Annotated in this window: 26 protein-coding genes; 12 read left to right on the top strand and 14 right to left on the bottom strand. The window is 61.8% G+C overall.

Annotation, left to right across the window (positions count from 1 at the left end):
- Positions 1-190: 190 nt before the first annotated feature.
- The 5 genes from AB4874_RS02745 to AB4874_RS02725 form a co-directional block, all read right to left on the bottom strand.
- Positions 191-1186, bottom strand: a complete 996-nt coding sequence (locus tag AB4874_RS02745) for a branched-chain amino acid ABC transporter permease (protein ID WP_295530271.1) — start codon at positions 1184-1186, stop codon at positions 191-193.
- Positions 1187-1198: 12 nt separating this feature from the next.
- Positions 1199-2104: a branched-chain amino acid ABC transporter permease gene (locus AB4874_RS02740; protein WP_295530274.1), complete on the bottom strand. Its 906-nt coding sequence runs from the start codon at positions 2102-2104 to the stop codon at positions 1199-1201.
- A 15-nt stretch (positions 2105-2119) separates the two neighbouring features.
- Positions 2120-2842, bottom strand: a complete 723-nt coding sequence (locus AB4874_RS02735) for an ABC transporter ATP-binding protein (RefSeq protein WP_295530277.1) — start codon at positions 2840-2842, stop codon at positions 2120-2122.
- Entirely contained in the window at positions 2839-3609 is a 771-nt protein-coding gene (locus AB4874_RS02730) for an ABC transporter ATP-binding protein (RefSeq protein WP_368390836.1), read from the bottom strand. Before AB4874_RS02730 ends, AB4874_RS02735 begins: the two co-directional genes overlap by 4 nt.
- A 70-nt stretch (positions 3610-3679) precedes the next feature.
- Positions 3680-4897 carry an ABC transporter substrate-binding protein gene (locus AB4874_RS02725; protein ID WP_295530284.1) on the bottom strand — a complete coding sequence of 406 codons (1218 nt, stop codon included), beginning with the start codon at positions 4895-4897 and terminating at the stop codon, positions 3680-3682.
- A 365-nt stretch (positions 4898-5262) separates the two neighbouring features.
- Here AB4874_RS02725 and AB4874_RS02720 point away from each other — a divergent pair, with 365 nt between their 5' ends.
- Positions 5263-6177 carry a LysR family transcriptional regulator gene (locus AB4874_RS02720; RefSeq protein ID WP_295530287.1) on the top strand — a complete coding sequence of 305 codons (915 nt, stop codon included), beginning with the start codon at positions 5263-5265 and terminating at the stop codon, positions 6175-6177.
- Here AB4874_RS02720 and AB4874_RS02715 read toward each other — a convergent pair.
- The 5 genes from AB4874_RS02715 to purC all read right to left on the bottom strand — a co-directional run bounded on the left by AB4874_RS02715 (position 6168) and on the right by purC (position 11097).
- On the bottom strand, positions 6168-7499 hold the full coding sequence (locus tag AB4874_RS02715) for a sigma-54-dependent transcriptional regulator (protein WP_295530290.1): 1332 nt from the start codon (positions 7497-7499) through the stop codon (positions 6168-6170). The two genes, AB4874_RS02720 and AB4874_RS02715, sit on opposite strands and share 10 nt — an antisense overlap.
- Positions 7500-7502: 3 nt before the next feature.
- A complete protein-coding gene (locus AB4874_RS02710; protein ID WP_438273431.1) occupies positions 7503-9302 on the bottom strand; it encodes a sensor histidine kinase in 1800 nt (599 codons plus the stop codon).
- Between the two features lie 46 nt (positions 9303-9348).
- Positions 9349-10017 (bottom strand): phosphoribosylformylglycinamidine synthase subunit PurQ, encoded by a 669-nt coding sequence (purQ, locus tag AB4874_RS02705; RefSeq protein WP_368390835.1) that lies wholly within the window; start codon positions 10015-10017, stop codon positions 9349-9351.
- 64 nt (positions 10018-10081) lie between these two features.
- Positions 10082-10321 carry a phosphoribosylformylglycinamidine synthase subunit PurS gene (gene purS / locus AB4874_RS02700; RefSeq protein WP_368390834.1) on the bottom strand — a complete coding sequence of 80 codons (240 nt, stop codon included), beginning with the start codon at positions 10319-10321 and terminating at the stop codon, positions 10082-10084.
- A 14-nt stretch (positions 10322-10335) separates the two neighbouring features.
- Positions 10336-11097 (bottom strand): phosphoribosylaminoimidazolesuccinocarboxamide synthase, encoded by a 762-nt coding sequence (gene purC, locus AB4874_RS02695; RefSeq protein ID WP_295530298.1) that lies wholly within the window; start codon positions 11095-11097, stop codon positions 10336-10338.
- 205 nt (positions 11098-11302) lie between these two features.
- On the opposite strand from purC, the gene AB4874_RS02690 reads away from it, so the two are divergent.
- From AB4874_RS02690 to bmt, 3 genes are all read left to right on the top strand, one after another.
- The gene (locus AB4874_RS02690) at positions 11303-11617 is read left to right on the top strand and encodes a DUF1476 domain-containing protein (protein ID WP_295530301.1); all 315 of its coding nucleotides are present in this window, start codon (positions 11303-11305) and stop codon (positions 11615-11617) included.
- Between the two features lie 135 nt (positions 11618-11752).
- On the top strand, positions 11753-13780 hold the full coding sequence (locus AB4874_RS02685; RefSeq protein ID WP_368390833.1) for a phosphatidylglycerol lysyltransferase domain-containing protein: 2028 nt from the start codon (positions 11753-11755) through the stop codon (positions 13778-13780).
- Positions 13781-13875: 95 nt separating this feature from the next.
- Positions 13876-14886, top strand: a complete 1011-nt coding sequence (gene bmt, locus AB4874_RS02680; RefSeq protein ID WP_295530307.1) for a betaine--homocysteine S-methyltransferase — start codon at positions 13876-13878, stop codon at positions 14884-14886.
- A 117-nt stretch (positions 14887-15003) separates the two neighbouring features.
- Here bmt and AB4874_RS02675 read toward each other — a convergent pair whose 3' ends face one another.
- The gene (locus AB4874_RS02675) at positions 15004-16098 is read right to left on the bottom strand and encodes a PA0069 family radical SAM protein (protein WP_368390832.1); all 1095 of its coding nucleotides are present in this window, start codon (positions 16096-16098) and stop codon (positions 15004-15006) included.
- A gap of 157 nt (positions 16099-16255) precedes the next feature.
- Here AB4874_RS02675 and AB4874_RS02670 point away from each other — a divergent pair, with 157 nt between their 5' ends.
- The 5 genes from AB4874_RS02670 (at position 16256) to AB4874_RS02650 (ending at position 20668) form a co-directional block, all read left to right on the top strand.
- Positions 16256-16957, top strand: coding sequence for a corrinoid protein (locus AB4874_RS02670; protein ID WP_295530315.1), 702 nt, complete (start codon positions 16256-16258; stop codon positions 16955-16957).
- 122 nt (positions 16958-17079) lie between these two features.
- Positions 17080-17238: a hypothetical protein gene (locus AB4874_RS02665; protein ID WP_295530318.1), complete on the top strand. Its 159-nt coding sequence runs from the start codon at positions 17080-17082 to the stop codon at positions 17236-17238.
- The gene (locus tag AB4874_RS02660) at positions 17235-17897 is read left to right on the top strand and encodes a DUF1638 domain-containing protein (RefSeq protein WP_368390831.1); all 663 of its coding nucleotides are present in this window, start codon (positions 17235-17237) and stop codon (positions 17895-17897) included. The genes AB4874_RS02665 and AB4874_RS02660 overlap by 4 nt, the downstream gene beginning before the upstream one ends.
- A 135-nt stretch (positions 17898-18032) precedes the next feature.
- The gene (locus AB4874_RS02655; protein ID WP_368390830.1) at positions 18033-19508 is read left to right on the top strand and encodes a SulP family inorganic anion transporter; all 1476 of its coding nucleotides are present in this window, start codon (positions 18033-18035) and stop codon (positions 19506-19508) included.
- Between the two features lie 206 nt (positions 19509-19714).
- A complete protein-coding gene (locus tag AB4874_RS02650; protein ID WP_368390829.1) occupies positions 19715-20668 on the top strand; it encodes a DMT family transporter in 954 nt (317 codons plus the stop codon).
- Here the strand turns inward: AB4874_RS02650 and AB4874_RS02645 are convergent.
- Genes AB4874_RS02645 through AB4874_RS02635 form a run of 3 tightly spaced genes read right to left on the bottom strand, consistent with a single transcriptional unit; the run spans position 20665 to position 22719 of the window.
- The gene (locus AB4874_RS02645) at positions 20665-21447 is read right to left on the bottom strand and encodes a metal ABC transporter permease (protein ID WP_295530329.1); all 783 of its coding nucleotides are present in this window, start codon (positions 21445-21447) and stop codon (positions 20665-20667) included. The two genes, AB4874_RS02650 and AB4874_RS02645, sit on opposite strands and share 4 nt — an antisense overlap.
- Entirely contained in the window at positions 21440-22207 is a 768-nt protein-coding gene (locus tag AB4874_RS02640; protein ID WP_295530332.1) for a metal ABC transporter ATP-binding protein, read from the bottom strand. Before AB4874_RS02640 ends, AB4874_RS02645 begins: the two co-directional genes overlap by 8 nt.
- Complete coding sequence (locus AB4874_RS02635) at positions 22204-22719, bottom strand: Fur family transcriptional regulator (RefSeq protein WP_295530334.1); 516 nt, start codon at positions 22717-22719, stop codon at positions 22204-22206. The genes AB4874_RS02640 and AB4874_RS02635 overlap by 4 nt, the downstream gene beginning before the upstream one ends.
- An 87-nt stretch (positions 22720-22806) precedes the next feature.
- Here AB4874_RS02635 and AB4874_RS02630 point away from each other — a divergent pair, with 87 nt between their 5' ends.
- The 3 genes from AB4874_RS02630 to AB4874_RS02620 are packed head-to-tail and all read left to right on the top strand — an operon-like array spanning position 22807 to position 25119.
- Complete coding sequence (locus AB4874_RS02630; protein ID WP_368390828.1) at positions 22807-23784, top strand: zinc ABC transporter substrate-binding protein; 978 nt, start codon at positions 22807-22809, stop codon at positions 23782-23784.
- A gap of 31 nt (positions 23785-23815) precedes the next feature.
- Positions 23816-24586 (top strand): 2-dehydro-3-deoxygalactonokinase, encoded by a 771-nt coding sequence (locus tag AB4874_RS02625; RefSeq protein ID WP_368390827.1) that lies wholly within the window; start codon positions 23816-23818, stop codon positions 24584-24586.
- 14 nt (positions 24587-24600) lie between these two features.
- Positions 24601-25119 carry a GbsR/MarR family transcriptional regulator gene (locus AB4874_RS02620; RefSeq protein WP_368390826.1) on the top strand — a complete coding sequence of 173 codons (519 nt, stop codon included), beginning with the start codon at positions 24601-24603 and terminating at the stop codon, positions 25117-25119.
- Positions 25120-25213: the final 94 nt, after the last annotated feature.

Below are 25213 nucleotides of genomic sequence, written 5' to 3'. Positions count from 1 at the left end.
TGGGTCACATAGGGCAGTGCCAAAGTGCGACCGACTGTTTATGACCATAGCGGCACGTTTGCCCGAAATACAATCGAATTTTCGTTGCGCTTGCGTTAATCGCACCGCCCAGACCGCACAACGCCCCCTCGGAGGTCCTCCGAGGGGGCGTGCTGATTGCAAGGTTTCGCGCGCCGCGCGGGCGCGAAACTTAAAGCGAGTTGATCTTGAGCAGGCGCGCCAACTCGCCCACGATACCCCGGCGGAACAGCAACACGCAGGCGATGAAGGTGCCCCCGATCACGACCTGCACCCAAGACCCGATGCCGCTTAGGACATGCTGCAACGTGACCACGACGAACGCGCCCACGACGGGGCCAAAGATCGTGCCCATGCCGCCCAGAAGCGTCATCAAGATCACCTCACCCGACATCTGCCAATGCGCATCCGTCAGCGACGCGAACTGGAACACCAGCGCCTTGGTCGAGCCCGCAAGCCCCGCCAGCGCCGCCGACAGCACGAAAGCCAGCAGCTTGAAACGGTCCACATTATAGCCCAGCGACAGCGCGCGCGGTTCGTTCTCGCGGATCGCCTGCAAGACCTGACCGAAAGGCGAATGGATGATCCGATAGATCACCAGGAACCCGACAAGGAAGATCGCCGCGACCGTGTAATACATCGCCAGTGGTTGGTTGAGGTCGATGAAGCCCAGCAGATGGCCGCGCGGAATGCCTTGCAAGCCGTCCTCGCCGCCGGTGAAAGGCATCTGCAGCACGAAGAAATACACGATCTGCGCCAGCGCCAGCGTGATCATCGCAAAGTAAATCCCCTGACGGCGGATCGCCAATGATCCCACGGCCCAACCCAACGCAGCCGCAAACAGCGTGCCCGCAGCGATCCCCAAAAGCGGCGGAAAGCCCCAGACCTTGAGCGCATGCCCCGCGATATAAGCCGCGCCGCCAAAGAAGGCGGCATGGCCAAAGGACAACAGCCCGGTAAAGCCGATCAGCAGGTTGAAGGCGGCCGCAAACAGCGCGAAACACAGCAGTTGCATCACGAAGACCGGGTAGAAAAGCGTCGGGGCAATCAGCAAGAAGCCGATCAACGCGACCCAGAACACCCCTTGCCAGATCCGCGAGCGCGTGCGGTGTTCGGGTTCTCCGGTGTTTTCCTCGAACTCGCCGATTTCGGTGGTCGTATCGCTCATATCTTGCACCCCTTAACTCTGACGCCCGAACAGCCCATTGGGCCGAACCAGCAAGACGATCACCATCAACAGAAAGATCACGGTATTGGCGGCGGGTGCGTAAAAGACCTTGGTGATCCCCTCGACCAGACCCAGCGAGAAGCCAGTCACCACCGCCCCCGCAATCGAGCCCATGCCCCCAATCACCACCACCGCAAAGATCACGATGATCAGGTTAGCCCCCATCAACGGGCTCACCGAATAGATCGGCGCGGCCAGCACGCCCGCAAGCCCCGCAAGCCCGGTGCCAAAGCCAAAGGTCAGCATCACCATCAAGGGCACGTTGATGCCAAACGCTTTCACCAGTTCCGGATTTTCCGTGCCGGCGCGCAGGCGCGAGCCGATCCGGGTGCGCTCGATAATGTACCAGACCACGAAACAGACGATGATCGAGAAGATGATCACGAACAGGCGGTATTTCGGGAACATCATAAAGCCAAGGTTCACCACCCCGCGCAGGCTTTCGGGCATGCCCGGATAGGGCGTTCCCGAGGCGTTGAAGAAGTTGATGAACAGCCCTTGCAGCACCAGTGTGACGCCAAAGGTCAGCAGCAAGGAATAGATCGGATCGAGTTTATAGAGACGGCGCAGCATAAAGCGCTCGATCAGCATCCCGAACCCCGCAACCATCAGTGGCGCAAGGATCAGCGCGGGCCAGAAGCCGATATGCAGCGCATCCAGCCCCACCCATGCCCCGGCATAGGAATACAGGATCAGCGCCAGAAACGCGCCCAGCATATACAGCGCGCCATGGGCGAAATTGACCACGTTCAGCAGGCCAAAGATCACCGCCAAGCCAAGGCTTAGCATCGCGTAGAACACGCCGTTATTTAGGCCCAGCATACCCTGGGCGAGGATCAGTCGGATCATAGGGTCCATGTTTGGTCTCCCTCCTTACACGCTCAGGTAATGATTGAGGCGGTCCATGCTCGCCTCGACATCGGCGGCCTCGATCGTGTCGATCACCTCGCCATGTTCGATGACGTAATGACGATCGGCCAAGGGCGCGGCAAAGCGGAAGTTCTGTTCCACCAGCACAATCGTGTAGCCCCGCGTCTTGAGGTCGCGAATGACCCGGCCCAGCGTTTTCACGATCACGGGGGCCAGCCCTTCGGTGATCTCATCGAGCAACAACAACCGCGCGCCGGTGCGCAAGATACGCGCAATCGCAAGCATCTGCTGCTCGCCCCCCGACAGACGCGTGCCCATGCGTTTGCGCACATTGGCGAGGTTGGGGAACATGTCGAACAGCTCTTCAATCGACATACCATCGGCGCCCACCATTGGCGGCAGCAGCAGGTTTTCTTCCACCGTAAGCGAGGCAAAGATGCCGCGCTCCTCGGGGCAAAACCCGATCCGGCCATCGGGCGAGATACGATGCGCGGGCTTGGTGATGAACTCTTGACCGTTGATCGCAATCGAACCCGTCCGGCGATCCACCATCCCCATGATTGAACGCAGGGTCGTCGAGCGCCCTGCCCCGTTGCGCCCAAGCAGCGTGATCAGCTGCCCCTCGCCCAGTTCCAGATTGACCCCGTGCAGGACATGGGATTCGCCATACCACGCATGCAGGTTTTCGATTTTCAGCATCGGTTTGATCAGGGTTGTCGTGCTCATACGGCCTCCTCCTGCTCATCGGCAGAGACGCCCATATAGGCCTCCATGACATGCGGGTTCTTGGACACCTCGGAATATGGCCCCTCGGCTAGAACCTCGCCGCGCGCCAGCACGGTGATCGTGTCGGCCAGTTCGGCCACGACGCCAAGGTTATGCTCGACCATCACGATCGTGCGGCCCTCACGCACACGCCCGATCAACTCGGTCACAGCACCCACATCTTCGGTGCCCATGCCCTGCGTGGGCTCATCCAGCAGCATCAACTCGGGCTCCAGCCCCAGCGTTGTCGCGATTTCCAACGCCCGCTTGCGCCCATAGGGCAGCTCGACCGCGCGCAGGGTGGCGTAATCAGCCAGCCCCACCTGTTCCAGACGCGCCATCGCCTGCGCATCCAGATCATGCAGCAACGCCTTGGAGCGCCAGAAATGATAGCTCACTCCCAACCCGCGCTGCAGCGCCAGGCGCACGTTTTCCAGCACGGTTAGGTGAGGAAACACGGCCGAAATCTGGAATGAGCGCACAACGCCCATATTCGCGATCTCGGCGGGTTTCTTATTGGTAATATCGGTGTCGTTGAACAATATCTTGCCCGAAGTGGGCGTGATAAACTTGGTCAACAGGTTAAACATTGTCGTCTTGCCCGCGCCATTGGGCCCGATAATGGCATGGATCGAACCGCGCTGGATGCGCAGATCAACCCCGTTCACAGCCACAAAACCGCCAAAACTTTTGGTCAGGTTGCGGGCCTCGAGGATGATGTCACTCATGGTCTGGCCTTCGCACTGATACGCGTTCGGGGGCGGCCTGTCGGTCGCCCCCGTCCGTGTTTTGATTGGCTTATTTATTGACGAGCGGGCAACCGCCAGCCGCAAGCGACGCATAGGCTTCATCGCCCGGAATGGTGCGCACGACATCGGCCACATCCCACGGGTCGGTGCCGCCGTCTTTGACTTTGAGCAGATACATATCATGCACCAGCAAACCGTCTTGACGGATCTGACCGCCCTTGGCGAAGAAATCGTCGATCTTCATTTTGCCAAGCTGTTCGCGCACCTTGTCGGGATCATCCGTGCCAGCCGCCTTGATCGCCTCAAGATAGGCCATCGTCAGCGAGTAATCCGCCGCATGCACAAAGGTCGGAGCCTCACCGCCCGAGAATTTCTCGTATTCGGCTTTCCACGCTTTGGACTTGTCGTCAGAGTTCCAATACCAGCCGCTGGTGAATTGCAGCCCCTTGGCCACATCCGTGCCCAACGATTTCACGTCCGAAATCAGCACCAGCATACCTGCCAGCTGCTGACCGCCCTCGACGATACCGAATTCATGCGCCTGCTTGATCGCGTTCACGGTGTCTTGGCCCGCATTGGCCAGACCGATCACCTTCGCGCCCGAGCTTTGCGCCTGCAGCAGGTAAGACGAGAAATCGGTCGAGCTAAGCGGCACGTCCGAGCTGCCCAGAACCTTGCCACCAAGGCTGTTGATCACCTCGGTGGTGTTGTCTTGCAGCGCATGACCAAAGGCGTAATCGGCGGTGATGAAATACCAGCTATCGCCACCGTTTTTCACGACGGCCGTCGCCGTGCCCACGGGCAGAGCGTGCGTATCATAACCGTAGTGGATGCCGTATTTCGTGCAATCCGCACCCGTGAGCGCAGCAGACGCCGCGCCGGTTGCCATCGTGATCACATGCTTGTCGGAGGCCAGTTTCTGCACCGCCAGCGCCACCGCCGAGTTGGTGAGATCGGTGATCATGTCGACATGCTCTTCGTCGATCCACTGACGCGCGGTCGCCGAGGCCACATCGGCCTTGTTCTGGTGATCCGCCGAGATCACTTCAATCGGCTTGCCCAGAACGGTGCCGCCGAAATCACGCACGGCCATGTTCACCGCATCGACAGCGCCCTTGCCCGAGAAGCCGGTCGAATAGACGCCCGACATATCGCCCAGCACACCGATTTTCACGACACCGTCCGAAACCGCGTCCTGCGCCAGCGCGCCATTTGCAGCCAGCATCAGCGCTGCGGCACTCACACCTGCATAAATTGTTGATTTCATGAATCTTCCTCCCTGATTGTTGTCTATTGTCCGCCCGAAACCACCCGCAAGCGGCATCGTTTGGATCCGTCTTGATCGCGCGAGCCCCAGCCTTGGGGGGCGATACGCAATTCTTGCGCCATCCTCACACACCCCGGCCCCGTCCTCCAATGGGGTGCGTCGTGAAGTCTTGCCAGACCGGCACTCACACGTTCACGTGTTGCATAAACCGCCACGACCCTCACTCAGAGTCAACATAGCGTTATCACACGCAAAACAAGCAATCACCAATCTAGGCCTAAAGGATAGGTGGGAGCCGCCGCGCGGCCATGCCACGATTTGCGAAGTTGATGTGCGCAAATGCCCATACCCGTTCAGGAGATGTTATGACTTTCGATTGGGACGATCTTCGCTATTTTCTGGCCGTGGCGCGCGCGGGTCGTCTGACGGCGGCAGCGCGGATCATCGGATCGGATCATGCGACCGTGTCGCGCCGGGTGGGGGCGCTGGAAAAACAGCTTGGCGCGCAGTTGTTTGAACGCAGCCCGCGCGGCTATGCACTGACGAGCGCGGGCGAGCGGCTGCTGCGTCATGGCGAGCAGATCGAAAGCGTCGCAGCCAAGGTGCATGACGATATCGCAGGCGAGCTATATGCGCTGTCGGGTTCGGTGCGAATCGGCGCACCCGACGGGTTCGGTGCGTTTTTCCTTGCTCCGCGGCTGGCCGATTTCGCGCGCGACAATCCCGACCTCGAGGTGCAACTGGTCGCCACGCCGCGCATTTTCAGCCTGTCCAAACGCGAAGCCGATATCGCCATCACCCTGTCACGGCCCGAAAAGGGACGGCTGATTTCGCGCAAACTGACCGATTACACGCTGCATCTCTATGGCGCGCCCGATTATCTAGACGCTCATCCCGTCACCGATACCGAAACCTTGGGCCAGCATCTGCTGATCGGCTACATCCCCGAGCTGATCTACACGCCCGAGCTGGATTACCTGTCACTGGTGATGGGCGATCACGTGCCCCAGCTGTCTTCGACCAACCTGTTTGCGCAGATGCGCGCGGTGGCGGCAGGCAAAGGTCTGGGGATTTTGCCCGATTTCATGGCTCAACACAGCCCCGAATTGATCGCCGTTCTGCCCGAGCAGATCGAAATTCGGCGTTCATTCTGGCTGGTAGCGCATCAGGATTTACGCGACAGCGCGCGGGTGCGCACCACGATGCGCTTTATCGCCGATCAGGTGGGGGCGGCGCGTGGCGAGTTTCTGCCCGACGCGCCGCTGCCCTGTCACAAATAATCTGACCGCTGAAGCCCGTATTTCGCCATCTTCTCGTTCAGGGTGCGGCGCGGCAGACACAGTTCTTCCATCACCGCCGCGATAGATCCCTTGTGACGGCGCATCGTGTTGTCGATCAGCATTTTTTCAAAGCTCTCGACATATTCTTTCAACGGCTTGCCCTCGGTGGTGATCGCCGCCGGGCCGGTATCTTCGTCATCGGCCATCAGAAGCGAAGCAATCGAACCCGAACCGCGCCGCGATTGCAGCACCGCACGCTCGGCCACGTTGATGAGCTGGCGCACATTGCCCGGCCACGGCGCTTGCAGCAGTTGCGCGGCCTCTTGCGCGGTCACCTCGGGGACGTCGCAGCCATATTCATCGGCGAATTGCTCCGACATCCGGTTGAACAGTGTCAGAATATCTTCACCGCGCGCACGCAACGGCGGCAGGGTGATTTTCAACGCGGCAAGGCGGTAATACAGGTCGGGGCGCAGCGCATCCTCGACCGTCTTGCCCTCGCCATGGGTGTTGCAGATCGCCACGATCCGGGTCTCGGCAGGCGTGCCTTGATCGTTGATGAATTGCAGCAACCGCGCCTGAAGCGGTTGGCTCAGCGCCTCGACATCCTCAAGGCAAAGGGTGCCGCCGCGCGCCTCTTCGACAAGGGGCAAACCGCCCTCTTCGACGGGGCCAAACAGCTTGGCCGCCAGCGCCTCTTCGGTGAAGGCGGCACAGGAAACCATGACGAATTTCTTACCCGCGCGCGGGCCCGTGGCATGCAGCGCATGCGCCACCAAGGTCTTGCCCGACCCGGTCTCGCCATCAATCAGCACATGACCATCGGCCTGACTGAGATCAAGCACGTCCTCGCGCAGCCGCTCCATCGGTTCAGAGGTGCCGATCAGCTTGCCGATCACCTTTTCGCCCTTGGCCAGATCACGACGCAGAGCGCGGTTGTCCAGCGTGGTGCGCCGGGCTTGCGTGGCACGTTTGGCCAGCTCGGTCATCCGGTCGGGGCTAAAGGGTTTTTCCATGAAATCCATCGCGCCAAGGCGCATCGCCTCAACCGCCATGGGCACATCGCCATGCCCGGTGATCATGATCACCGGCAAACCGCTATCAATGCCCATCAACCGCTTGAGAAACGCCATGCCGTCCATCCCCGGCATCCGAATGTCGGAAATCACAACGCCCGGCCAATCCGCGCCAATTTCCTTGAGCGCATCCTCAGCAGTGGGATAGGTCTCGGTGTCAAACCCCGACAGCGCCAGCCATTGGCTGACCGATTGGCGCATGTCCTCTTCATCATCGACGATCGCGACCTTCATCATTCTAGCCATATCTTACTCCGCAGCCCTAATGGACCTGTTCTTATCCGACAAAAGCGGCAACTGCACTTCGAACACAGCGCCCCCACCCTCAGAATTATGCGCGGTCATGCGACCGCCGAAATCAGCCACGATGGACGAGGAAATCGCAAGGCCAAGCCCCGTTCCCTCGCCCGGTTTCTTTGTCGTCCAGAACGGCTCGAACAGCTTGTCGAGATCGCTGATCCCGGGGCCATTATCGCGCACGCTCAAAACGGCAGTCTCCCCCGCCGTCAGCATCAGCTCGACTTGGGGTTCGGCCACTGACTTGGTGGCGTCCAAGGCATTGCGCAACAGGTTAATGATAACCTGCTCCAAACGGATGCGATCTGCCATCACCATAACAGATCCGCGCGGCATCGTGCGGATGATGTGCAATTTGCGGGTTTTAAGCTGCGGTTCCATCATCGCGAGCGCCTCAGAGAGCGCGGCGCGCAGATCGACTGGCTCAAACGCCTCACCGCCTTTTCGGGCATAAGATTTCAGCTGACGCGTGATCGCCCCCATCCGCCCGATCAGATCGTCAATCCGCTGGAACGAGGAGAGCGCCTCTTCGGTGCGCGCGCGCTGGAGCAGCAGTTTCGCCCCCGCCAGATAGGTTTTCATCGCGGCCAGCGGCTGATTCAACTCGTGGCTCACTGCCGCCGACATCTCGCCCAAAGCGGCGAGTTTGGAACTTTGCGCCAAGGTTTGTTCGGCCACGGCAAGGTCCATCTGGGCTTTCTCGCGCTCGGCAATCTCGCGCGACAGGCGCACGTTCAGGGTGCGCAGCTCTGCCGATTCGGCGCGCAGGGCCTGACTTTGGCGCCGCGCACGCCGCGACAGCGCGTAAAACACCAGCGCCAACAAGATCGCGAACCCCATGATTTCCAGCGCCAGCACCGCATTCACCCGCTCGCGGACCGAATCATAGCTGGTAAACGCGATCATTTTCCAACCGCGGAACGGCACGCGCGCCTCGGTGCGCATCACGGCCTGCCCCTTGAGATAGGCATCCGGGGCCTCATTGGCCCAATCGGCTGTGGCTTGCAGCGCGCGCTGAATCGCCGTGGGGGCCGAGCGCGCCGCCAAAGCCTGCGCCATCGTCAACCCGCGCCAACGCGGCTCGGTCGTCAAAATGATCGTGCCCGCACTATCCGTCACCGCCACCGCATCCGAAATGCCCGCCCAAGAGCGCTCGAATTTCGAAAGATCGGCCTCAACCACGATCACCCCGACGGGGCGATTGTCTTGAACGACGGCGCGCGAATAGTCGAACTCCGCGCCCCCCGCCGTATTGCTGTTAAGCGAAAAGATCGTATCGCGCGAGCGCGTTGCATCGACGAAAAACGCCTCTGTGGAAAAGCCCATGCCGATCTGCGTGCGGTTGGTTGAGGCCACCACCCGCCCCTGCATGTCCAGCAAGCGGATCGAGGCCACCGCCACCTCTTTGCGCGCTGAGATCAACTGCGCCGAGGCCGTAGAATAGTCATTTGAATCAAGCGCTTGTATCAGTTGCGGGTCACGCGCCAGCAAGAGCGGCACAACATTGGTGCGCTGCAACTCGGACATGATGTTGCCGGTATATAGGGCCAGTCGCAACTCGGCGCGCACGCGCGTGGTTTCGGTGAAGCGCTGCGTCAGCCAGAGATTGCTGACCCACATCACCGCCACGGCCAGCACCAAAACCGCCGCCACAGCGATCCGCATCAGCCAGCGGGCACGCACGCGGCGCGCATTGGGCGCGGGCTCGTCTGCCTCGGGCAATATCAGATCTTGCGATGTTTCATCAGACATGGCGCCAACTTACGCCAGTGCAATGAGCGCGGGCAAGCATGCGCTCTCAGGCGCTTGCCATGATCCCAGACAACGCGCGGAAAAGCGCCGCCCCATCGGCGCCACCTTGCGCAGGCTCAATCGCGCGTTCGGGATGGGGCATCATACCCAAAACCCGGCGGTTTTCGCTAAGCACTCCGGCGATGTCATCAACCGATCCATTGGGGTTGTCGACATAGCGAAACGCCACCCGATCCTCGGCTTTCAGCGCGGCCAACCCCTCGGGGTCGATCTGGTAATTGCCGTCATGGTGCGCAATCGGAAAGGTCACCTGCGCCCCCGCCCCGTAGCTTTCGGTATAGGGGCTGTTGGCACTGGCCACGGTCAAGGCGACTGACTTGCAGATATATTTCAACGAAGCATTGCGCATCAACGCGCCCGGCAGCAGGCCCATTTCGGTCAAGATCTGGAACCCGTTGCAGATACCCAGAACATAGCCACCCCGCGCGGCGAAATCGGCAATCGCCTGCCCCACCGGAGAGCGCGACGCAATCGCCCCACAGCGCAGATAATCGCCATAGGAAAACCCGCCCGGCACGCCGATCACATCAATCCCGTCGGGCAGTTCGGTCTCCTTGTGCCAGACCTTGATCACCTGTGCGCCGGCCTTTTCAAAGCCCACGGCCAGATCACGGTCGCAATTGGACCCGGGAAAGGTGATGACAGCGGCTTTCATCGCAGCGGCTCCTGCTTTCAAGTGTTTGAAATATCCCGAGGTTCGGAGCAGCGCCCCGGCGGGTTCAGACGATCTCGACGGTGTATTTTTCGATCACGGTGTTCGCGAGCAGCTTGTCGCACATCTTTTGCACTTCCGCCTCTGCGCTTGCGGCATCGGTTGCGGCCAGATCCAGCTCGATCACCTTGCCCTGACGCACGCCCTCAACCCCCGAAAAGCCCAGATGGCCCAGTGCATGACGCACCGCCTCACCTTGCGGGTCAAGCACCCCATCCTTAAGCATCACATGCACGCGCGCTTTCATCGCCGGGGCTCCTTTCAGTTGATCAGGGTCGGTTTGATCTGCGCGGTATTGGTGGGCAATACGCCCAGCCGCCGCGCAACTTCGGTATAGGCGTCGGTCAAGTTGCCCAGATCGCGCCGGAACACATCCTTGTCCAGCTTCTCGCCGGTCTTCATGTCCCACAGACGGCAGCTATCGGGGCTGATTTCATCGGCGACCAGAAGGCGCATGAAATCCCCTTCCCAAACGCGGCCAACCTCGATTTTGAAATCGATCAGCTTGATACCAACGGCATAAAACACGCCAGTCAGGAAATCATTCACCCGCAGCGCCAGCGCCACGATGTCATCCAGATCCTGCTGATTGGCCCAGCCGAACGCGATGATATATTCCTCGGGCACCAGCGGGTCGCCCAGATCATCGTTCTTGTAGCTGTATTCCACGATCGGACGGGGCAAAGGCGTGCCCTCTTCCAGTCCAAGGCGCTTGGAAATTGAGCCGGCCGCAAAATTGCGCACGATCACTTCCAGCGGTACGATCTCGACCTGACGGATCAACTGCTCACGCATATTGAGCCGTTTGATGAAGTGGTTTGGCACGCCGATATTGGTCAAACCCGTCATGAAATACTCAGAAAGGCGATTGTTGAGAACGCCTTTGCCCTCGATCGTTGCCTTTTTCTGAGCATTGAACGCGGTGGCGTCATCTTTGAAATACTGCACAAGCGTGCCCGGTTCGGGGCCCTCATACAGCGTTTTCGCCTTGCCTTCGTAGATTTTCTTGCGCCGCGGTGCCATGGCGTCTCCGTTCTCGCTGCGCTCCCTGTCAGCCCGGGCGCGGGCGGCATGGGAGACCCTTGCTTGCCCTATAGAACAGGCCCGCCGCTGGGGCAAGGCAAACTGCGCAAACTCTCATGCGCCCGCGCGCGGTTCCTCTTGCGATGTGGGGGAAGGGTGTGCATATCAAGAGATAACGAAAAACTTACTTCGGGGGAAACAGCCGATGACCACGTTCGATGATCGCGAAAACGCCTATGAGAACAAATTCGCCCATGATGCGGAATTGCAGTTCAAGGCCGATGCGCGCTGCAACAAGATGCTCGGCGTCTGGGCGGCAGATCTTTTGGGTAAGACCGGACCGGCAGCGGCTGACTATATCAGCTCCGTCGTGACGGCCGATTTCGAAGAAGCCGGTCATGAGGACGTTTATCGCAAGCTGGCCGCCGATCTGGATGGCAAAGCCGATGAAGCCGCGATCCGGGCCAAAATGGCGGAATGCATGCTTGAGGCCCGTCGTCAGGTCCTCGAAGAAATCTGATCCCACAGCCTCACGCCGATATCTCACGCCGGACGCAGCCGTTGCGCCCGGCGTTTTGCTGTGTGGGCGTTAAGCGCCTGTGAACGGCTCTGCGCTAGCCTGTTCGACAAGTTGGGGTCGGCCAGGAGCAATTTAATGGCGCAACACAAGTCCAGCACGTCGCGAACAGGGTCCGCCCGTTCGGCGGTGCAAGCGCGCCAGATGCGCCTGCCCGGTTGGGCGGGCGCGCTGAGGCGTCAGATCGTGGTGATCGCGCTGTTGGCTTGCTTTGCGCTGTTGCTGCGCGAACGGATTGCGGCGCTTGACTGGGGCGCGATTGCGGCCGCTTTCGCGCAGGTGTCGCCGCTGCAATGGACCCTCGCCGCATTCGCCAGCGCCTGTTCCTTCGCGGCTTTGGCCAATTATGACGCGCTGTTGCATCGCGCGCTTGGCACGGGTCAGCCGCCCGAGCGGGCGCGCCGCGCCGGCTGGGTTGCCATCGCGATTTCGCAAACCGTGGGCTTTGGCCTGATTTCGGGCGCGCTGGTGCGCTGGCGGATGTTGCCGGGAATGTCGCTGCTCGAGGCGTCGCGCCTGACTGCCGCAGTCGCGGCCAGTTTTCTGGCTGCCTGGGCGTTGCTTGGCGCCTTGGTGCTGATCGCGCTGCCTGTGCCATTGGCGGACCAAGGGGCTTGGGCCGTGCGCGCCATGGCGGGCATCGCTTTGCTGTTGGGCGGTGTGCTGACCGGAGTGGCGCTATGGAAGCCGGGGATGAAAATCGCGCGCTGGCATCTGCGCCTGCCGACGCTGCCCGTCATGGGGCGTCTTTTGTGGCTGTGCTTGCTCGATACCGCCTTTGCGGCACTGGCGCTGTGGCTTTTGCTGCCTACGGGCAGTGGGATCGGCGCGCTGGCGCTGTATCCGGCCTTTCTGATCGCACTTGGGGCGGGGTTTGTCTCTGGCTCACCCGGAGGGGTTGGTCCGTTCGAAGTGACGCTTCTGGCGCTACTTCCTCAGCCCGAAACCGCTCCGTTGTTGGCGGCAATTCTTGCGTGGCGGCTGGTCTATTACGGGGCGCCTGCCCTTTTGGCGATGGCGGCGCTTGCACTCTCGGATCGCGCGCATCCCGCGCGCCTGCGCCCCCATCTCGTGCCGCCCGCCCCCGTGCTCACACCGCGTTTGGCGCATCTGATCGGGCAATCGGATCAGCCAGAGCTTGGTTTGCTACGTCAAGGCGAGCATTCGGTGCTGCTAAGCCCTGATGCGCGCAGCGGCTGGATGATCGGGCGCACATCCCAAGCGCTGATCGGTCTTCTTGACCCCTTTGGCGATGTCGATATGCCAACCCATTTGGCCCAACTGCGCGAAAATGCGCGCGATGAAGGGCGGATCGCTTGCGCCTATAAACTCGGCCCGCGCTCTGCCAGCATTGCGCGCAAATCTGGCTGGCATGTGGCCCCCGTGGCCTTGGAATGCTGGCTGGACCTGTCAGAGTTTCAGCTTGCAACGCCCGCGCGCGCCGGTCTGCGACGCAAGCTGCGCAAGGCCGAAAAGGCTGGGATCTGCTGCGCGTTCGAGGCCGCTCCGGATGCGGGTGATTTGGCACGGATCGCGGCAGTTTGGGCGTACGCACGCGGGGCCGAGCGGGGCTTTTCGATGGGCCGTTTCAGCGCCGCATATGTCGCAGATCAGGCTGTGATTGTCGCGCGCCACAACGGCGCGATCATCGGATTTGCCAGCTTTCATACCGGTCACGCCGCTTGGGTTCTGGACCTAATGCGCCCAGCCCCAGATGCGCCCGATGGCACGATGCATGCGCTGATACTGGCGGCGATTGACGCCGCGCGTGCGTGCGGTGTTTCGCGCGTTTCGCTGGCCGCCCTGCCCCCACGCGCCGCCGATATCGCTGGGCCTGCGCGCAAGATCTGGGATCGCGCCGAAAAGGGCGCCAGCGCTGCTGGGCTGCGCCAGTTCAAGATGGGTTTTGCGCCCCGCCTGAGCCCGCGCTACATCGCCGCGCCCTCACGCGGGGCGTTAATGCTCGGGGCGGCGGATATCGCGCGCGCAATCCATGCGCCACCCGCCCTATGCGCCCCCTCCCAAACGCCAGTTTCCGAGCCAAACGAGGGGCAAATTCATCCGCCTGCGCGCGCCCCGTTCAAATCCTGCTCAAGATCATCTTGAAGGAAAGGAATTTGCCAATTGTCGCCCAGCGTGGCAGGACAGAGAAAAGGGCCGCCCCACCGCGCGCCCCACAACGCCATGGAATCGAGGCACTGATGACCGATGCGCTAAGCCGCCTTCTGGAAACTCGCGATTGGCTGATGGCCGATGGCGCGACGGGTACCAACCTGTTCAATATGGGGCTGTCCTCGGGGGATGCGCCCGAGCTGTGGAATGCCGATGAGCCGGGCAAGATCAAGCAGCTTTATTCGCTGGCGGTTGATGCGGGCTCGGATATTTTCCTCACAAACAGCTTTGGCGGCAATGCCTCGCGCCTCAAACTGCATGATGCGCAAAGCCGCGTACGCGAGTTGAACCGACTGGCGGCCGAAATCGGGCGCGATGTCGCGGATGCTGCGGGCCGCCCGGTGATCGTGGCGGGCTCGATCGGGCCGACGGGCGATATTTTCGCGCCGATGGGCACGCTGACCCATGAGCTGGCAGTGGAAATGTTTCACGAACAGGCCGAGGGTCTGAAAGAAGGCGGCGCGGATGTGCTTTGGGCCGAAACGATCAGCGCGCCCGAGGAATACAAGGCCGCCGCCGAGGCCTGCCATTTGGCGGGTATGCCTTGGTGTGGCACGATGAGCTTTGACACCGCCGGGCGCACGATGATGGGGCTGACCTCGACCGCGATGGTAGCGATGGTCGAAAAGCTGGCGCATCCGCCGATGGCCTTTGGCGCCAATTGCGGGGTCGGCGCGGCGGATCTTTTGCGCACGATTCTGGGCTTTGCCGCGACGGGAACCGAACGCCCGATCATCGCCAAGGGCAATGCGGGCATTCCGAAATATGTCGATGGCCATATCCATTATGACGGCACGCCCGAATTGATGGGTGCCTATGCGGTGATGGCGCGCGATTGCGGCGCCACGATCATCGGCGGCTGCTGCGGCACAATGCCCGATCACCTGCGCGCGATGCGGGCCGCATTGGAAAACACCCCGCGTGGCGAGCGCCCGACGCTGGAAGAGATTTCCGCCAAGCTGGGCGGCTTCTCGTCAGAAGATGACGGGCTGGGTGAAGGTGGCGCTAAGCGCGAACGGCGTGGACGCCGCCGCAGCTAAGCGGAGCGCCTGTTGCGGGGGCAGGATGCCTCCGGCGGGAGTATTTCTTGCCAGATGAAACGGGCCACCGAAGACAGAAATCTTCGGTGCGGGAGAGATTGGATCATGGCCGTGCTTTCAGAACAATTCAAACTGATCGCCCGCGCGCGGGGGCAGGTGGAATTGCGCGCAGTCCAGATCGGGCAAGGCACGCGCCAGCCCCAATCGCTTGCACGACAGTGCGAAACGCTGCGCGAGCAGCTCGGCCATCTCGCCCTCACCCTTCATCCGTGTACCAAACCGCGGATCATTCAGCTTGCCACCGCGCATATCGCGCACGCGCCCAAGCACCTTTGCGGCCTGACCGGGGCGATGGCGTTCCAGCCAATCGGCAAACAGCGGCGCGACCTCATGGGGCAAGCGCAAAGGCATCATCGAGGCGGCTTTGGCTCCGGCCCGGCGCGCCTCGGTCAAAATCGCTTCGAGCTCGTGATCGGTGAGGCCGGGGATCATCGGCGCGGCCATCACCCGCACCGGGATACCGGCGCGCGCGAGTTCACGGATCATGCGGATGCGCGTCGGCGGGCTGGGGGCACGCGGCTCCATTGCGCGCGCAAGGCTGGCATCGAGCGTCGTGATCGAGATACCGACCTGCACCAGACCAGCAGCAGCCATGTCGCTCAGCAAATCCAGATCGCGCAAGATCAACGAGCCGCGCGTTACGATGGCGACGGGGTGGCGATGGGCCGCCAACACCTCAAGCACGCCGCGCATCACACCCCATTTTCGCTCGATCGGCTGGTAGGGGTCGGTATTGGTGCCAATCGCGATCGGGCGCACCTTGTAGCCCGGTTTGCGCAGCTCCGTCTCCAGCACGCGCGGGGCCTCGGGGCGCGCCACCAGCCGGGTTTCAAAATCCAGCCCCGCCGAGAGTCCCAGATAGCCATGGCTGGGGCGCGCAAAGCAATAGATGCAGCCATGTTCGCAGCCGCGATAGGGGTTGAGCGAGCGGTCAAAGGGCAGATCGGGCGAGTCGTTGCGCGTGATAACAGAGCGCGGGCGCTCGACACTGACCTCGGTGCGCGCCAGTCGCTCTTCCTCGGGGATGTCCCAGCCGTCATGCTCGGGTGCCCGCGCATAGGGTTCAAACCGGCCCGCAGGCTGCGCGGCCGCACCGCGCGCGCGCAGTCGCAGGTTGGGATCGGTGGGCGGCAGATCGAATGGCAGACTCATGCCGCCAATCTAGAACGAAATAGGAACGTTTGCCAAGACGCCACCGCATAACAGCGCGTGACGTCGCACGAAACACCGCGTATGTCGCAATTCGCCAAGACTTGACGGGCCACGCGCCCCACCACAGGGTCAAGGCGGCTATCAGGAGATCAGGCACATGGCCGAAGACAACGAAGACATCATCCTCTCCGAGCTCGACGATGCCGAGCTGACCGCGCAGATGATGGACGACCTTTACGACGGTCTCAAGGAAGAGATCGAAGAGGCCACCCATATCCTGCTGGATCGTGGCTGGACCCCCTATGACATTCTGACCAAGGCACTGGTCGCAGGCATGACGATCGTGGGGCATGATTTCCGCGATGGCATCTTGTTTGTCCCCGAAGTGCTGCTGGCGGCGAATGCCATGAAGGGCGGCATGTCAATTCTCAAGCCGCTGCTGATCGAGACCGGTGCCCCGCGCATGGGCAAGATGGTCATCGGCACGGTCAAAGGCGACATCCATGACATCGGCAAGAATCTTGTCGCGATGATGATGGAAGGGGCCGGATTTGAGATTATCGACCTTGGCATTAACAACCCGGTCGAGAAATATCTTGAGACCGCAGCCGCCGAAGGCGCAGATATCATTGGCATGTCGGCCCTGCTGACCACCACGATGCCCTATATGAAAGTCGTGATCGACACGATGAAGGAACAGGGCATTCGCGACGACTACATCGTTCTGGTCGGCGGCGCGCCGCTGAATGAGGAATTCGGCCGCGCGATCGGTGCAGATGCCTATTGCCGCGATGCTGCCGTCGCGGTGGAAACGGCCAAGGATTTCATCGCACGCAAGCATAACCAACTTTCGGCGTGATCTTGCCCACCTGCGCGGCGCGACCGCGACATTTGACCTGACAAAAGGCTCCGATTTTTTTCGTCGGGGCCTTTTCCTTTGGCTTCGCGCGCCCCATACTTAAAACAATGGAGGGACCGCGCATGCCGCTACCACATTTTCTTATGCTGATCGTATTTGTCATCGTGATGGCCGGGGTGACGATTTGGGCGTTTGCCATGTCAGGCATGCCGATTGCGACGCTGGGGTTGATGGTTCTGATTGCGGCGGGTGTGATGCGGTTGATGGCACGGGTGGAATGACCCAGCTTCCCGGGGACAGTATCCTGTCCAAAGACGGGTTGGCCCCGCAAGGCTCTGGTCGGCTTTTGTTGATTGCCTGTGGCGCGTTGGCGCGAGAGATTTTGGACCTCAAGCGGATCAATCGCTGGGATCATCTGGATCTGACCTGCCTGCCCGCCAATCTCCACCTGTATCCCGATAAGATCACCCAAGCGGTGGCCGATGCGGTGGTCAAACATCGCGCGGATTACGATGATATTTTTGTCGTTTACGCAGATTGTGGCACGGGCGGACACTTGTTGGAAAAATGCAAGGAACTGGGCGTCGAGATGATCGCCGGGCCGCATTGTTATTCCTTCTTTGAAGGAAATGAGGCCTTCGCCCAGACTGCCGAGAATGAAATCACCGCGTTCTATCTCACCGATTTTCTGGTGCGCCAATTCGATGCTTTCGTGTGGCGCCCGATGGGGTTTGATCGCCATCCCGAGCTGATCGAGATGATGTTTGGCAATTACGACCGGCTGATCTATCAGGCGCAAACCAACGATCCAGCCCTTGATGCCAAGGCTGCCGAGGCGGCAGCGCGGTTGGGTCTGCGCTATGAACGGCGCTTTACTGGCTATGGCGATTTGGCCACAAGCCTTGCAGATTTTGCGCATAAACCCGTCACATCGGCTTAACCGGCCTTAAGTTTCTCTGAAATCCGCCAAGGTTTGCTTGGCTTTTCGACGTTGCGGCGATATGTCCAGCCTCAAATTGACGTCGTTCGGCCCGCGCCTCCCCCGCTGCGGGCCTTTGCATTCCCGGAGTGTCCTATGACCTTTTCAATCTGGCGGACCCAATGGTTCGGCAATGTCCGCACCGATATCCTGTCCGGCCTTGTCGTCGCGCTGGCGCTGATCCCCGAGGCCATCGCGTTTTCGATCATCGCCGGGGTGGATCCGAAAGTGGGGCTTTATGCCTCGTTCATGATCGCCACGATCACCGCGTTTTTCGGTGGGCGGCCGGGGATGATCTCGGCGGCGACGGCAGCCACTGCGGTGTTGATGGGCAGCTTGGTGCGCGAGCACGGGTTGGATTACCTGTTGGCGGCCACGATTTTGGCGGGCGTGATCCAGATGATCGCGGGCTTGCTGAACTTGGGCCATGTGATGCGTTTCGTGTCGAAATCGGTGATGACGGGGTTCGTGAACGCGCTCGCGATCATGATTTTCATGGCGCAATGGCCCGAGTTGGACCCCTCCAAAGTGCCCCCGATCACCTATGCGCTGGTCGCGGCTGGCTTGGCGATCATCTATCTGCTGCCGCGCGTGTTTCGGGCGATCCCTTCGCCGCTGATCGCAATCTTGGTGCTGTCAGCGATCACGATGGGGCTGGGTTTGGGCGATGTGCACACCGTCTCGGATATGGGCGCGTTGCCTGATGAGCTGCCCTCCTTCCTGATCCCCAACGTGCCGTTCAACCTGCACACGCTGCAAATCATCCTGCCCTATTCGGTCGCCGTGGCGGTCGTAGGGCTGCTCGAAAGCCTGATGACGCAGAATATCGTGGATGAGATGACCGACACGATCTCAGATCGCCGTCAAGAATGTTACGGCCAAGGCATCGCCAATTTTGCGACCGGTTTTGTCGGCGGCATGGCGGGCTGTGCGATGATCGGGCAGTCGGTGATCAACGTGACCTCGGGCGGGCGCCAGCGCCTGTCGACGCTGGTGGCGGGCGTGTCGCTGCTGATCTTTTGCGTTGTACTGGGCGAATGGGTCGGGCGTATCCCGATGCCCGCGCTGGTTGCGATCATGATCATGGTGTCGATTGGCACGTTCAGCTGGGCCTCGCTGGGCCAGCTGCGCACGATGCCGATGTCCTCCAATATCGTGATGCTGGCCACCGTGGGCTTTGTCGTGGCCACGCATAATCTCGCCATCGGGGTGCTGGTGGGCGTGCTGCTGTCGGGGATCTTCTTTGCCGGCAAGATCGCGAAGATGACCGATATGTCCTCGCGTCTGAACGAGGAACACCGCCTGCGCACCTATTACATCAAGGGTCAGATCTTTTTCGCCACGGTCGAGGAATTCAACCGCGCCTTTGATTTCCGCGAGAAACTGGATCGCGTCGTGATCGACCTAACGCATGCCCATATCTGGGACATTTCCTCGGTGGCCGCACTGGATCGTGCGGTGGGCAAGTTCCGCATGCAAGGCACCGATGTGAAGGTCGTGGGCATGAACCAGGCGACCGAAACGATCATCGACCGGCTGTCCAATGGCGGCAAAGCGGTCACCGATCACTAACCCAGGCTTTGGGGGCGCAGAGCGTTGCGCCCCCTGCCCTGACTGCCCGCTCCCGACTGCCCGGCTTGACGCAATCGCGACCCGGCGCTAACCAAGACCGCAAGGGCGATGGCGTCGCCCGGCCTCTCCGCAGGTTTCACAGCCATCCTGAACGCCCGGATCAAAGATGTTGCCCCGTTTTCACGGAGCATTTGCGGGAGGTTTCAATGTCCAACGCCGATTTCAGCGCCCAGCCCGACGCCGCGCCCTCCCAGATCGCCGGCATGATGGCGATGTGTGCAGCAATGGCGCTGCTTCCGATCGGCGATGCGATTTCCAAAACGCTGACCGGGTTCGCCGCCCCCTTTGACGTAACGGTCTGGCGCACATTGGCGCAGGCGATCTGGTTTTTGCCCTTGCTGCTTTTGGCGCGCAAAGGGCTGCGGGGATCGGTGCTGTCTTGGCCTGCAGTGCTGTCCGGGGCGCTGGTGGCGGTGGTCTCGCTATGCTTGATCTATGCCTATCGAACCATGCCCATCGCCACGGCGATCTCGATTTTCTTTATCGAGCCCTTGGTGCTGACGCTGCTCGCGGGCCCGTTTCTGGGTGAGAAACCTGGGATGCGGCGCTACATTGCGGTGGCGATCGGGCTGATCGGCGCGCTGATCGTAATCCGCCCGAATTTCGAGATTTTCGGGCCGGTAGTTTTGCTGCCAGCCCTTGGCGCGCTGGCTTATGCGCTCAATATGATCGTGCTGCGCAAGGCTACGCGCAAGCACCGCTCGGCGCTGTCGTTTCAGATCGGGGTGGCGCTGTCGGGGGCGGCCATTCTCGGGGGGGCGCAGCTTGCGCTGGGGCTGATGGGGCGCCACACCACGCCGCTATCGGCCCTGCCGGGCTGGGCGCTTGGGGCGCTATTTGCCTCGGGGGCGCTGATCGCGCTGACCTTTTTGCTGATCACTCTGGCCTTCAGCAAGGTCGAGGCCAGTCTACTTGCTCCGCTGCAATATCTCGAGATTCTGGGGGCCACGCTGGTGGGCTATTTGGTCTTTGGCAATTTTCCCGATGCGCTGACGATACTGGGCACGTCGATCATCCTCGCATCAGGAATTTATGTGTTTTACCGCGAGCGCAAATCGGGCGCACCGGCGCGCAAGATCCGCGCCCGCATTGATCGCTAGCGACGCCGAAACAGCAGCGAGACCATGAAAATCACCGTCGCGGCGGACACGATCGAGGGGCCAGCGGGGGTGTCAAACTGCATCGAGGCCCAGAGCCCCAGCAACACCGACGCGATGCCGACACCCGTCGCGCCCGCCGCCATCGTCTCGGGGCTGCGCGCAAGTTGACGCGCGCTGGCGGCTGGCACGATCAGCAGGGCTGCGATCAGCAACGCCCCCACGATCTTGATCGAGACCGCTACTGTCAGCGCCAGCGCCACCGTCAGCACCAGTTGCTCGCGTTTGGGATTAATGCCCGAGGCCATCGCCAATTCATCATTGATTGTGGCCGTCAGCAGCCCTTGCCAGCGCCATGCCAGCAGCGCAAGCACCACCGCCGCCCCGCCCCACACGATCACCAGATCGGTTTTCGACACCGCCAGAATATCGCCAAACAGCCACGCGCTCAGATCGACGCGCAACCCCGTCTGGAACGAGGCCGCCAGCAGCCCCAGCGCCAGCGCCGAATGGGCCAGCACGCCCAGCATCGTATCCATCGCATGGCCCCGCCCCGACAGCCGCGCCACCGTCAGCGCCATCGCCAGCGCCACGCCCAGCGTGCCAAGATAAACCGAGGTACCAAAGGCGAAACTCAGCGCCACGCCCAAGATCGCAGCATGCGCCGTCGCATCGCCAAAATAGGCCATGCGCCGCCACACCACGAATGCGCCCAGCGGCCCGGTTGCCAGCGTCAGGCCAATCCCGGCAAGCCCCGCGCGGATCAGAAAATCGTCAAACATGTTCGTGCTTATGCCCTTCATGGCTGCAAGCAGCACCCTCGGCGCCCGCCTCATGCCCGTGATCGTGATCATGCTGATACAGCGCAAAGGCCCCGCGCGTGCCCATGCCAAACAGCGCGCGATATTCCGGTGCTTCGGCCACCACCTTGGGCGCGCCCTGACAGCAGACATGGCCGTTGAGACAAATCACCCGGTCCGAGGCCGACATCACCACATGCAGATCATGGCTGACCATCAACACCGCCGCCCCGGTCTGCGCGCGCACCTCTTCAATCAGCTTGTAAAACGCCGCCGTGCCGGGTTGATCAAGCCCTTGCGTCGGCTCGTCCAGAATCAGGATTTCAGGGTCCACCAGCAAGGCGCGCGCCAGAAGCACGCGCTGAAACTGCCCCCCTGAGAGGCGCGCAATCGGGCGCGCGCCAAGGCCTGCAACGCCCGTGCGCTCCAGCGCTTCTTGGGCCTGTGCGTTTGAGACGCGCTTGGGCAGCGACAAGAACCGGCGCACCGTTAGCGGCAGGCTGGCGTCGATATGCAGCTTTTGGGGAACATAACCAATCGCCAGCCCCGGCGCGCGGACTACCTGCCCGGTTGCCGCAGGCTGCAGCCCGATCAGCGCGCGGATCAGCGTGGATTTGCCCGAGCCGTTGGGGCCGATCACGGTGACGATCTCGCCCTGGGCAATGGTGAAATTGACGTTTGAGAGCACCTCGGTCGCGCCATGGCGCACGGATAGATCCTGCGCGGTGATCAGGTCTTTCATGCCTCGGCCTCGGGTGTTTGCGCACAGCGCGGGCACAGGCCCAAAGCCTCGACCGTGGCGCGTTCGACGGTGAAATTATGGCGTGCGGCGGCGGCGAGCAAGGCGCTGCGCACCTCATCCGCGCCCGCCTCGGCGACCTCGCCACAGTCGCGACAAATCAGGAAAACCGGCGCGTGATCTTCGCCCGGCCGCATGCAGGCCGCAAAGGCATTGAGCCGACGCACCCGATGCGCCAAGCCGTTCTCGACCAGAAATTCCAGCGCGCGATAGGCCACGGGGGGCTGATTACCAAAGCCATCTGCCGCCAGCCGATCCAGCACCTCATAGGCCCCCATCGCGCGATGCTCCTCAAGCAAAATCTCCAACGCGCGCTGGCGCACCGGGGTCAGCCGCGCCCCTTTTTCCTGTGCGACCTCTTGCGCGCGATGCAGCGTGCTTGCGGCGCAACCGGCATGATCATGGGGCGCGAAAGCGCTGTTTGCATGGGATTTCGGGTCGCAAGGCTGGGCCACTGATATGTTACCTTATCACATTTTCACTTGACGTGTGATTTTATAACATACATCTATCAACGCCGAGATCAAGTTCAGGAGAGACAGATGCGCTTCATAATTCCGTTGTCGATTGCCGCCTTTGGCACATTTGCGAGCCTCGCTCAGGCCGAGGTGCCCAAAGTGGTGACGGATATCCCCCCGGTGCAGTCGCTTGTCGCGCAGGTGATGGGCAATTTGGGCACGCCTTCAGTGCTGCTGGGCCAGAATTCCGACGCCCATCACTATCAGCTCAAGCCAAGCCAAGCGGGGGCGCTGCAGGATGCGGGCCTGATCGTATGGATCGGGCCGCGCCTGACCCCGTGGCTGGAGCGCGCGCTGAACGGGATCAACGCGCAGGATCATGCCCTGACTTTGCTGGGCGCGCCCGGCTCGCATACCCGCCAGTTCAGCGCCGCCGACCCCCATGATCACAGCGCCGATCTGGATGAGGACGAAGACCACGACGCGCATGACACACACGCCACCGAGGCGACGCAAACCGATGCCAATACAGACCCCCATGCCTGGCTTGACCCCGACAATGCCAAGGTCTGGCTGGGCCTGATCGCGCAGGATCTGGGCAAGCTTGATCCCGAACATGCCCAAACCTATGCGGCCAATGCCAAAGCCGCCCAGGAACGCATCAGTGCGATGGACACCCGGATCAAGGCGCAATTTGCCCCGGTGCAGGACAAAGCCTTTCTCGTCTATCACGCCGCCTATGGCTATCTTGCGGATCACTACGAACTCAACGTGGCAGGGGCGCTTTCGCCCAGTGATGCAACCGCACCCGGGGCGGCGCATATGATCAGCCTGCGCAAGGAAGCGACAGCAACCGTCCCGGCGGCCAAGATCTATTGCGCCTTCCCCGAGGCACAGCATGATCCCAAAATGGTCGATATTCTGGTCGACGGCACGCCCGTCAAGCTGGGCGGCGCGCTGGATCCTTCGGGCAGTTCGCTGACCTATGGGCCGGGCCTGTATGAAGCGCTGATGCAAAAGACCGCCGACACGATCACCACCTGCCTGTCCTCGCAGGATTGATCTGGCCGCGTAGGCATGCCATCTGCATCCAATGACTGATTGGATTGCATTAATAGAAGAAGCCGGGCGCTGGCGTGCTCTCAGCGTGGATGGCACGGGCGCGATCACAGGGTCGCGCACCAACCCATCGCCGCGCCCGCTTTTGCCCCAGACCGATCCCCAAACAGAGGTGGTGCTGGCCGCCGCCTCTGTCGGGCTTGAGACGCGCGCGCTGCCTTGCACGCCGCTGCCCGAGGGGGCTTGGCCCGTGGCAGAAATCGCGGATCGCGCCCTGCCCGCCCTGCCCGGCTTGCTGCAAACCCAGCCGCGTGACCCGATAACCCCGCCCGAGGCTGCGCGCATCGCGGGCATTCTGGCGGGCGCACCGCAATTTGACGGGGTGATCTGGATTTGCGGCGCAACTGCGCTTTGGGCGCATATCTCGGCGGGCGAAGTCGTCAGCGCGGCGCGGGCCGGATCGGCGGCGATACTGGCGGGGCTTGGCGCTGAACTGGACGCGGGGACTGCGTTTGACGCCGCCCTTAGCGACGCGCTGTCACGCCCCGAACGGGCCAGCCGCGATCTTGGCGCGCTGGCGCTGAACGGACAATCAGAGCGCGCGGCGGGGGCGGTTCTGGGGCTGGAATTGGCCGCAACGCGCCCGTGGTGGCTTGGCCAGCCCGTGCTGGCGCTCAGCTCACCCACCGCTCCGGGCTGGGGCGAGGTTTGCCTGCGCGCCTTGCAAAGCCAAGGTGCACAGGTCACGTTGGGCGATGGTGAGGCCGCGCTGATCGCAGGGCTGGCCCAAGCCCGCAACCGCTGAAGGGAGCCAGCCTCATGACCGATCTGGATCTGTCTGACAGCTTTGGCGAAATTGCTCCGCGTTTTGGGCTGAGCCGTCCGGCGGGGCGCTGTTTTGGGGCGATCTGGCGCGCCGCACAAGCGCCCAGCGCCGAGGATCTGGTCGATCAACTTGGATTGTCGCGCTCTAACATCTCGGTTGCGCTGAAAGAGCTGCGCGAGGCCGGGCTGATCCAAAGCGCGCGCACGCCGGGCTCGCGCAAGGAATTTTTCGTCGCCCCCGCCGATCCGTGGGAACTGGCACGGCTGGTGCTGGGCGAACGCGCGCGCCGCGTGATCGGACCTGCGCGCGATCAGTTGGCCGCGCTGGAAACCCGCAGCGCCGATCCGCGCGCAGCGGCCCTGTGCGAGGTGCTGGATGCCGTCGCAGGCCATATGAGCGCACTGTCACGGCTCACCCCTGAAGCGCTGGCCACCCAGATCGATCCTGCGCGCAGCGCCCCGAAATCGAGCGGCAAGAAGAAGAAAAAGAAGGCAGATAAGGCGGCTACGTAAGCCCCCGGTCACGAGCCCGCATCTTCAAAGGCGCGAGCGGGCAATAGCTGCGCACCAAGCATTAAAAAGGGCGCCACACGGCGCCCCTTTTCAT

Origin of the sequence: Thioclava arctica, assembly GCF_040892615.1 — a bacterium.
Taxonomy (GTDB): Bacteria; Pseudomonadota; Alphaproteobacteria; order Rhodobacterales; family Rhodobacteraceae; genus Thioclava; species Thioclava arctica.
This window is presented reverse-complemented; position numbering and strand designations above follow the sequence as displayed.

What these genes read in the sequence shown, in the direction of transcription:
- AB4874_RS02745 (WP_295530271.1), bottom strand. Translation starts at nt 1,186, where the DNA reads ATGAGCGATACGACCACCGAAATCGGCGAGTTCGAGGAAAACACCGGA.
- AB4874_RS02740 (WP_295530274.1), bottom strand. Translation starts at nt 2,104, where the DNA reads ATGGACCCTATGATCCGACTGATCCTCGCCCAGGGTATGCTGGGCCTA.
- AB4874_RS02735 (WP_295530277.1), bottom strand. Translation starts at nt 2,842, where the DNA reads ATGAGCACGACAACCCTGATCAAACCGATGCTGAAAATCGAAAACCTG.
- AB4874_RS02730 (WP_368390836.1), bottom strand. Translation starts at nt 3,609, where the DNA reads ATGAGTGACATCATCCTCGAGGCCCGCAACCTGACCAAAAGTTTTGGC.
- AB4874_RS02725 (WP_295530284.1), bottom strand. Translation starts at nt 4,897, where the DNA reads ATGAAATCAACAATTTATGCAGGTGTGAGTGCCGCAGCGCTGATGCTG.
- AB4874_RS02720 (WP_295530287.1), top strand. Translation starts at nt 5,263, where the DNA reads ATGACTTTCGATTGGGACGATCTTCGCTATTTTCTGGCCGTGGCGCGC.
- AB4874_RS02715 (WP_295530290.1), bottom strand. Translation starts at nt 7,499, where the DNA reads ATGGCTAGAATGATGAAGGTCGCGATCGTCGATGATGAAGAGGACATG.
- AB4874_RS02710 (WP_438273431.1), bottom strand. Translation starts at nt 9,302, where the DNA reads ATGTCTGATGAAACATCGCAAGATCTGATATTGCCCGAGGCAGACGAG.
- purQ (WP_368390835.1), bottom strand. Translation starts at nt 10,017, where the DNA reads ATGAAAGCCGCTGTCATCACCTTTCCCGGGTCCAATTGCGACCGTGAT.
- purS (WP_368390834.1), bottom strand. Translation starts at nt 10,321, where the DNA reads ATGAAAGCGCGCGTGCATGTGATGCTTAAGGATGGGGTGCTTGACCCG.
- purC (WP_295530298.1), bottom strand. Translation starts at nt 11,097, where the DNA reads ATGGCACCGCGGCGCAAGAAAATCTACGAAGGCAAGGCGAAAACGCTG.
- AB4874_RS02690 (WP_295530301.1), top strand. Translation starts at nt 11,303, where the DNA reads ATGACCACGTTCGATGATCGCGAAAACGCCTATGAGAACAAATTCGCC.
- AB4874_RS02685 (WP_368390833.1), top strand. Translation starts at nt 11,753, where the DNA reads ATGGCGCAACACAAGTCCAGCACGTCGCGAACAGGGTCCGCCCGTTCG.
- bmt (WP_295530307.1), top strand. Translation starts at nt 13,876, where the DNA reads ATGACCGATGCGCTAAGCCGCCTTCTGGAAACTCGCGATTGGCTGATG.
- AB4874_RS02675 (WP_368390832.1), bottom strand. Translation starts at nt 16,098, where the DNA reads ATGAGTCTGCCATTCGATCTGCCGCCCACCGATCCCAACCTGCGACTG.
- AB4874_RS02670 (WP_295530315.1), top strand. Translation starts at nt 16,256, where the DNA reads ATGGCCGAAGACAACGAAGACATCATCCTCTCCGAGCTCGACGATGCC.
- AB4874_RS02665 (WP_295530318.1), top strand. Translation starts at nt 17,080, where the DNA reads ATGCCGCTACCACATTTTCTTATGCTGATCGTATTTGTCATCGTGATG.
- AB4874_RS02660 (WP_368390831.1), top strand. Translation starts at nt 17,235, where the DNA reads ATGACCCAGCTTCCCGGGGACAGTATCCTGTCCAAAGACGGGTTGGCC.
- AB4874_RS02655 (WP_368390830.1), top strand. Translation starts at nt 18,033, where the DNA reads ATGACCTTTTCAATCTGGCGGACCCAATGGTTCGGCAATGTCCGCACC.
- AB4874_RS02650 (WP_368390829.1), top strand. Translation starts at nt 19,715, where the DNA reads ATGTCCAACGCCGATTTCAGCGCCCAGCCCGACGCCGCGCCCTCCCAG.
- AB4874_RS02645 (WP_295530329.1), bottom strand. Translation starts at nt 21,447, where the DNA reads ATGTTTGACGATTTTCTGATCCGCGCGGGGCTTGCCGGGATTGGCCTG.
- AB4874_RS02640 (WP_295530332.1), bottom strand. Translation starts at nt 22,207, where the DNA reads ATGAAAGACCTGATCACCGCGCAGGATCTATCCGTGCGCCATGGCGCG.
- AB4874_RS02630 (WP_368390828.1), top strand. Translation starts at nt 22,807, where the DNA reads ATGCGCTTCATAATTCCGTTGTCGATTGCCGCCTTTGGCACATTTGCG.
- AB4874_RS02625 (WP_368390827.1), top strand. Translation starts at nt 23,816, where the DNA reads ATGACTGATTGGATTGCATTAATAGAAGAAGCCGGGCGCTGGCGTGCT.
- AB4874_RS02620 (WP_368390826.1), top strand. Translation starts at nt 24,601, where the DNA reads ATGACCGATCTGGATCTGTCTGACAGCTTTGGCGAAATTGCTCCGCGT.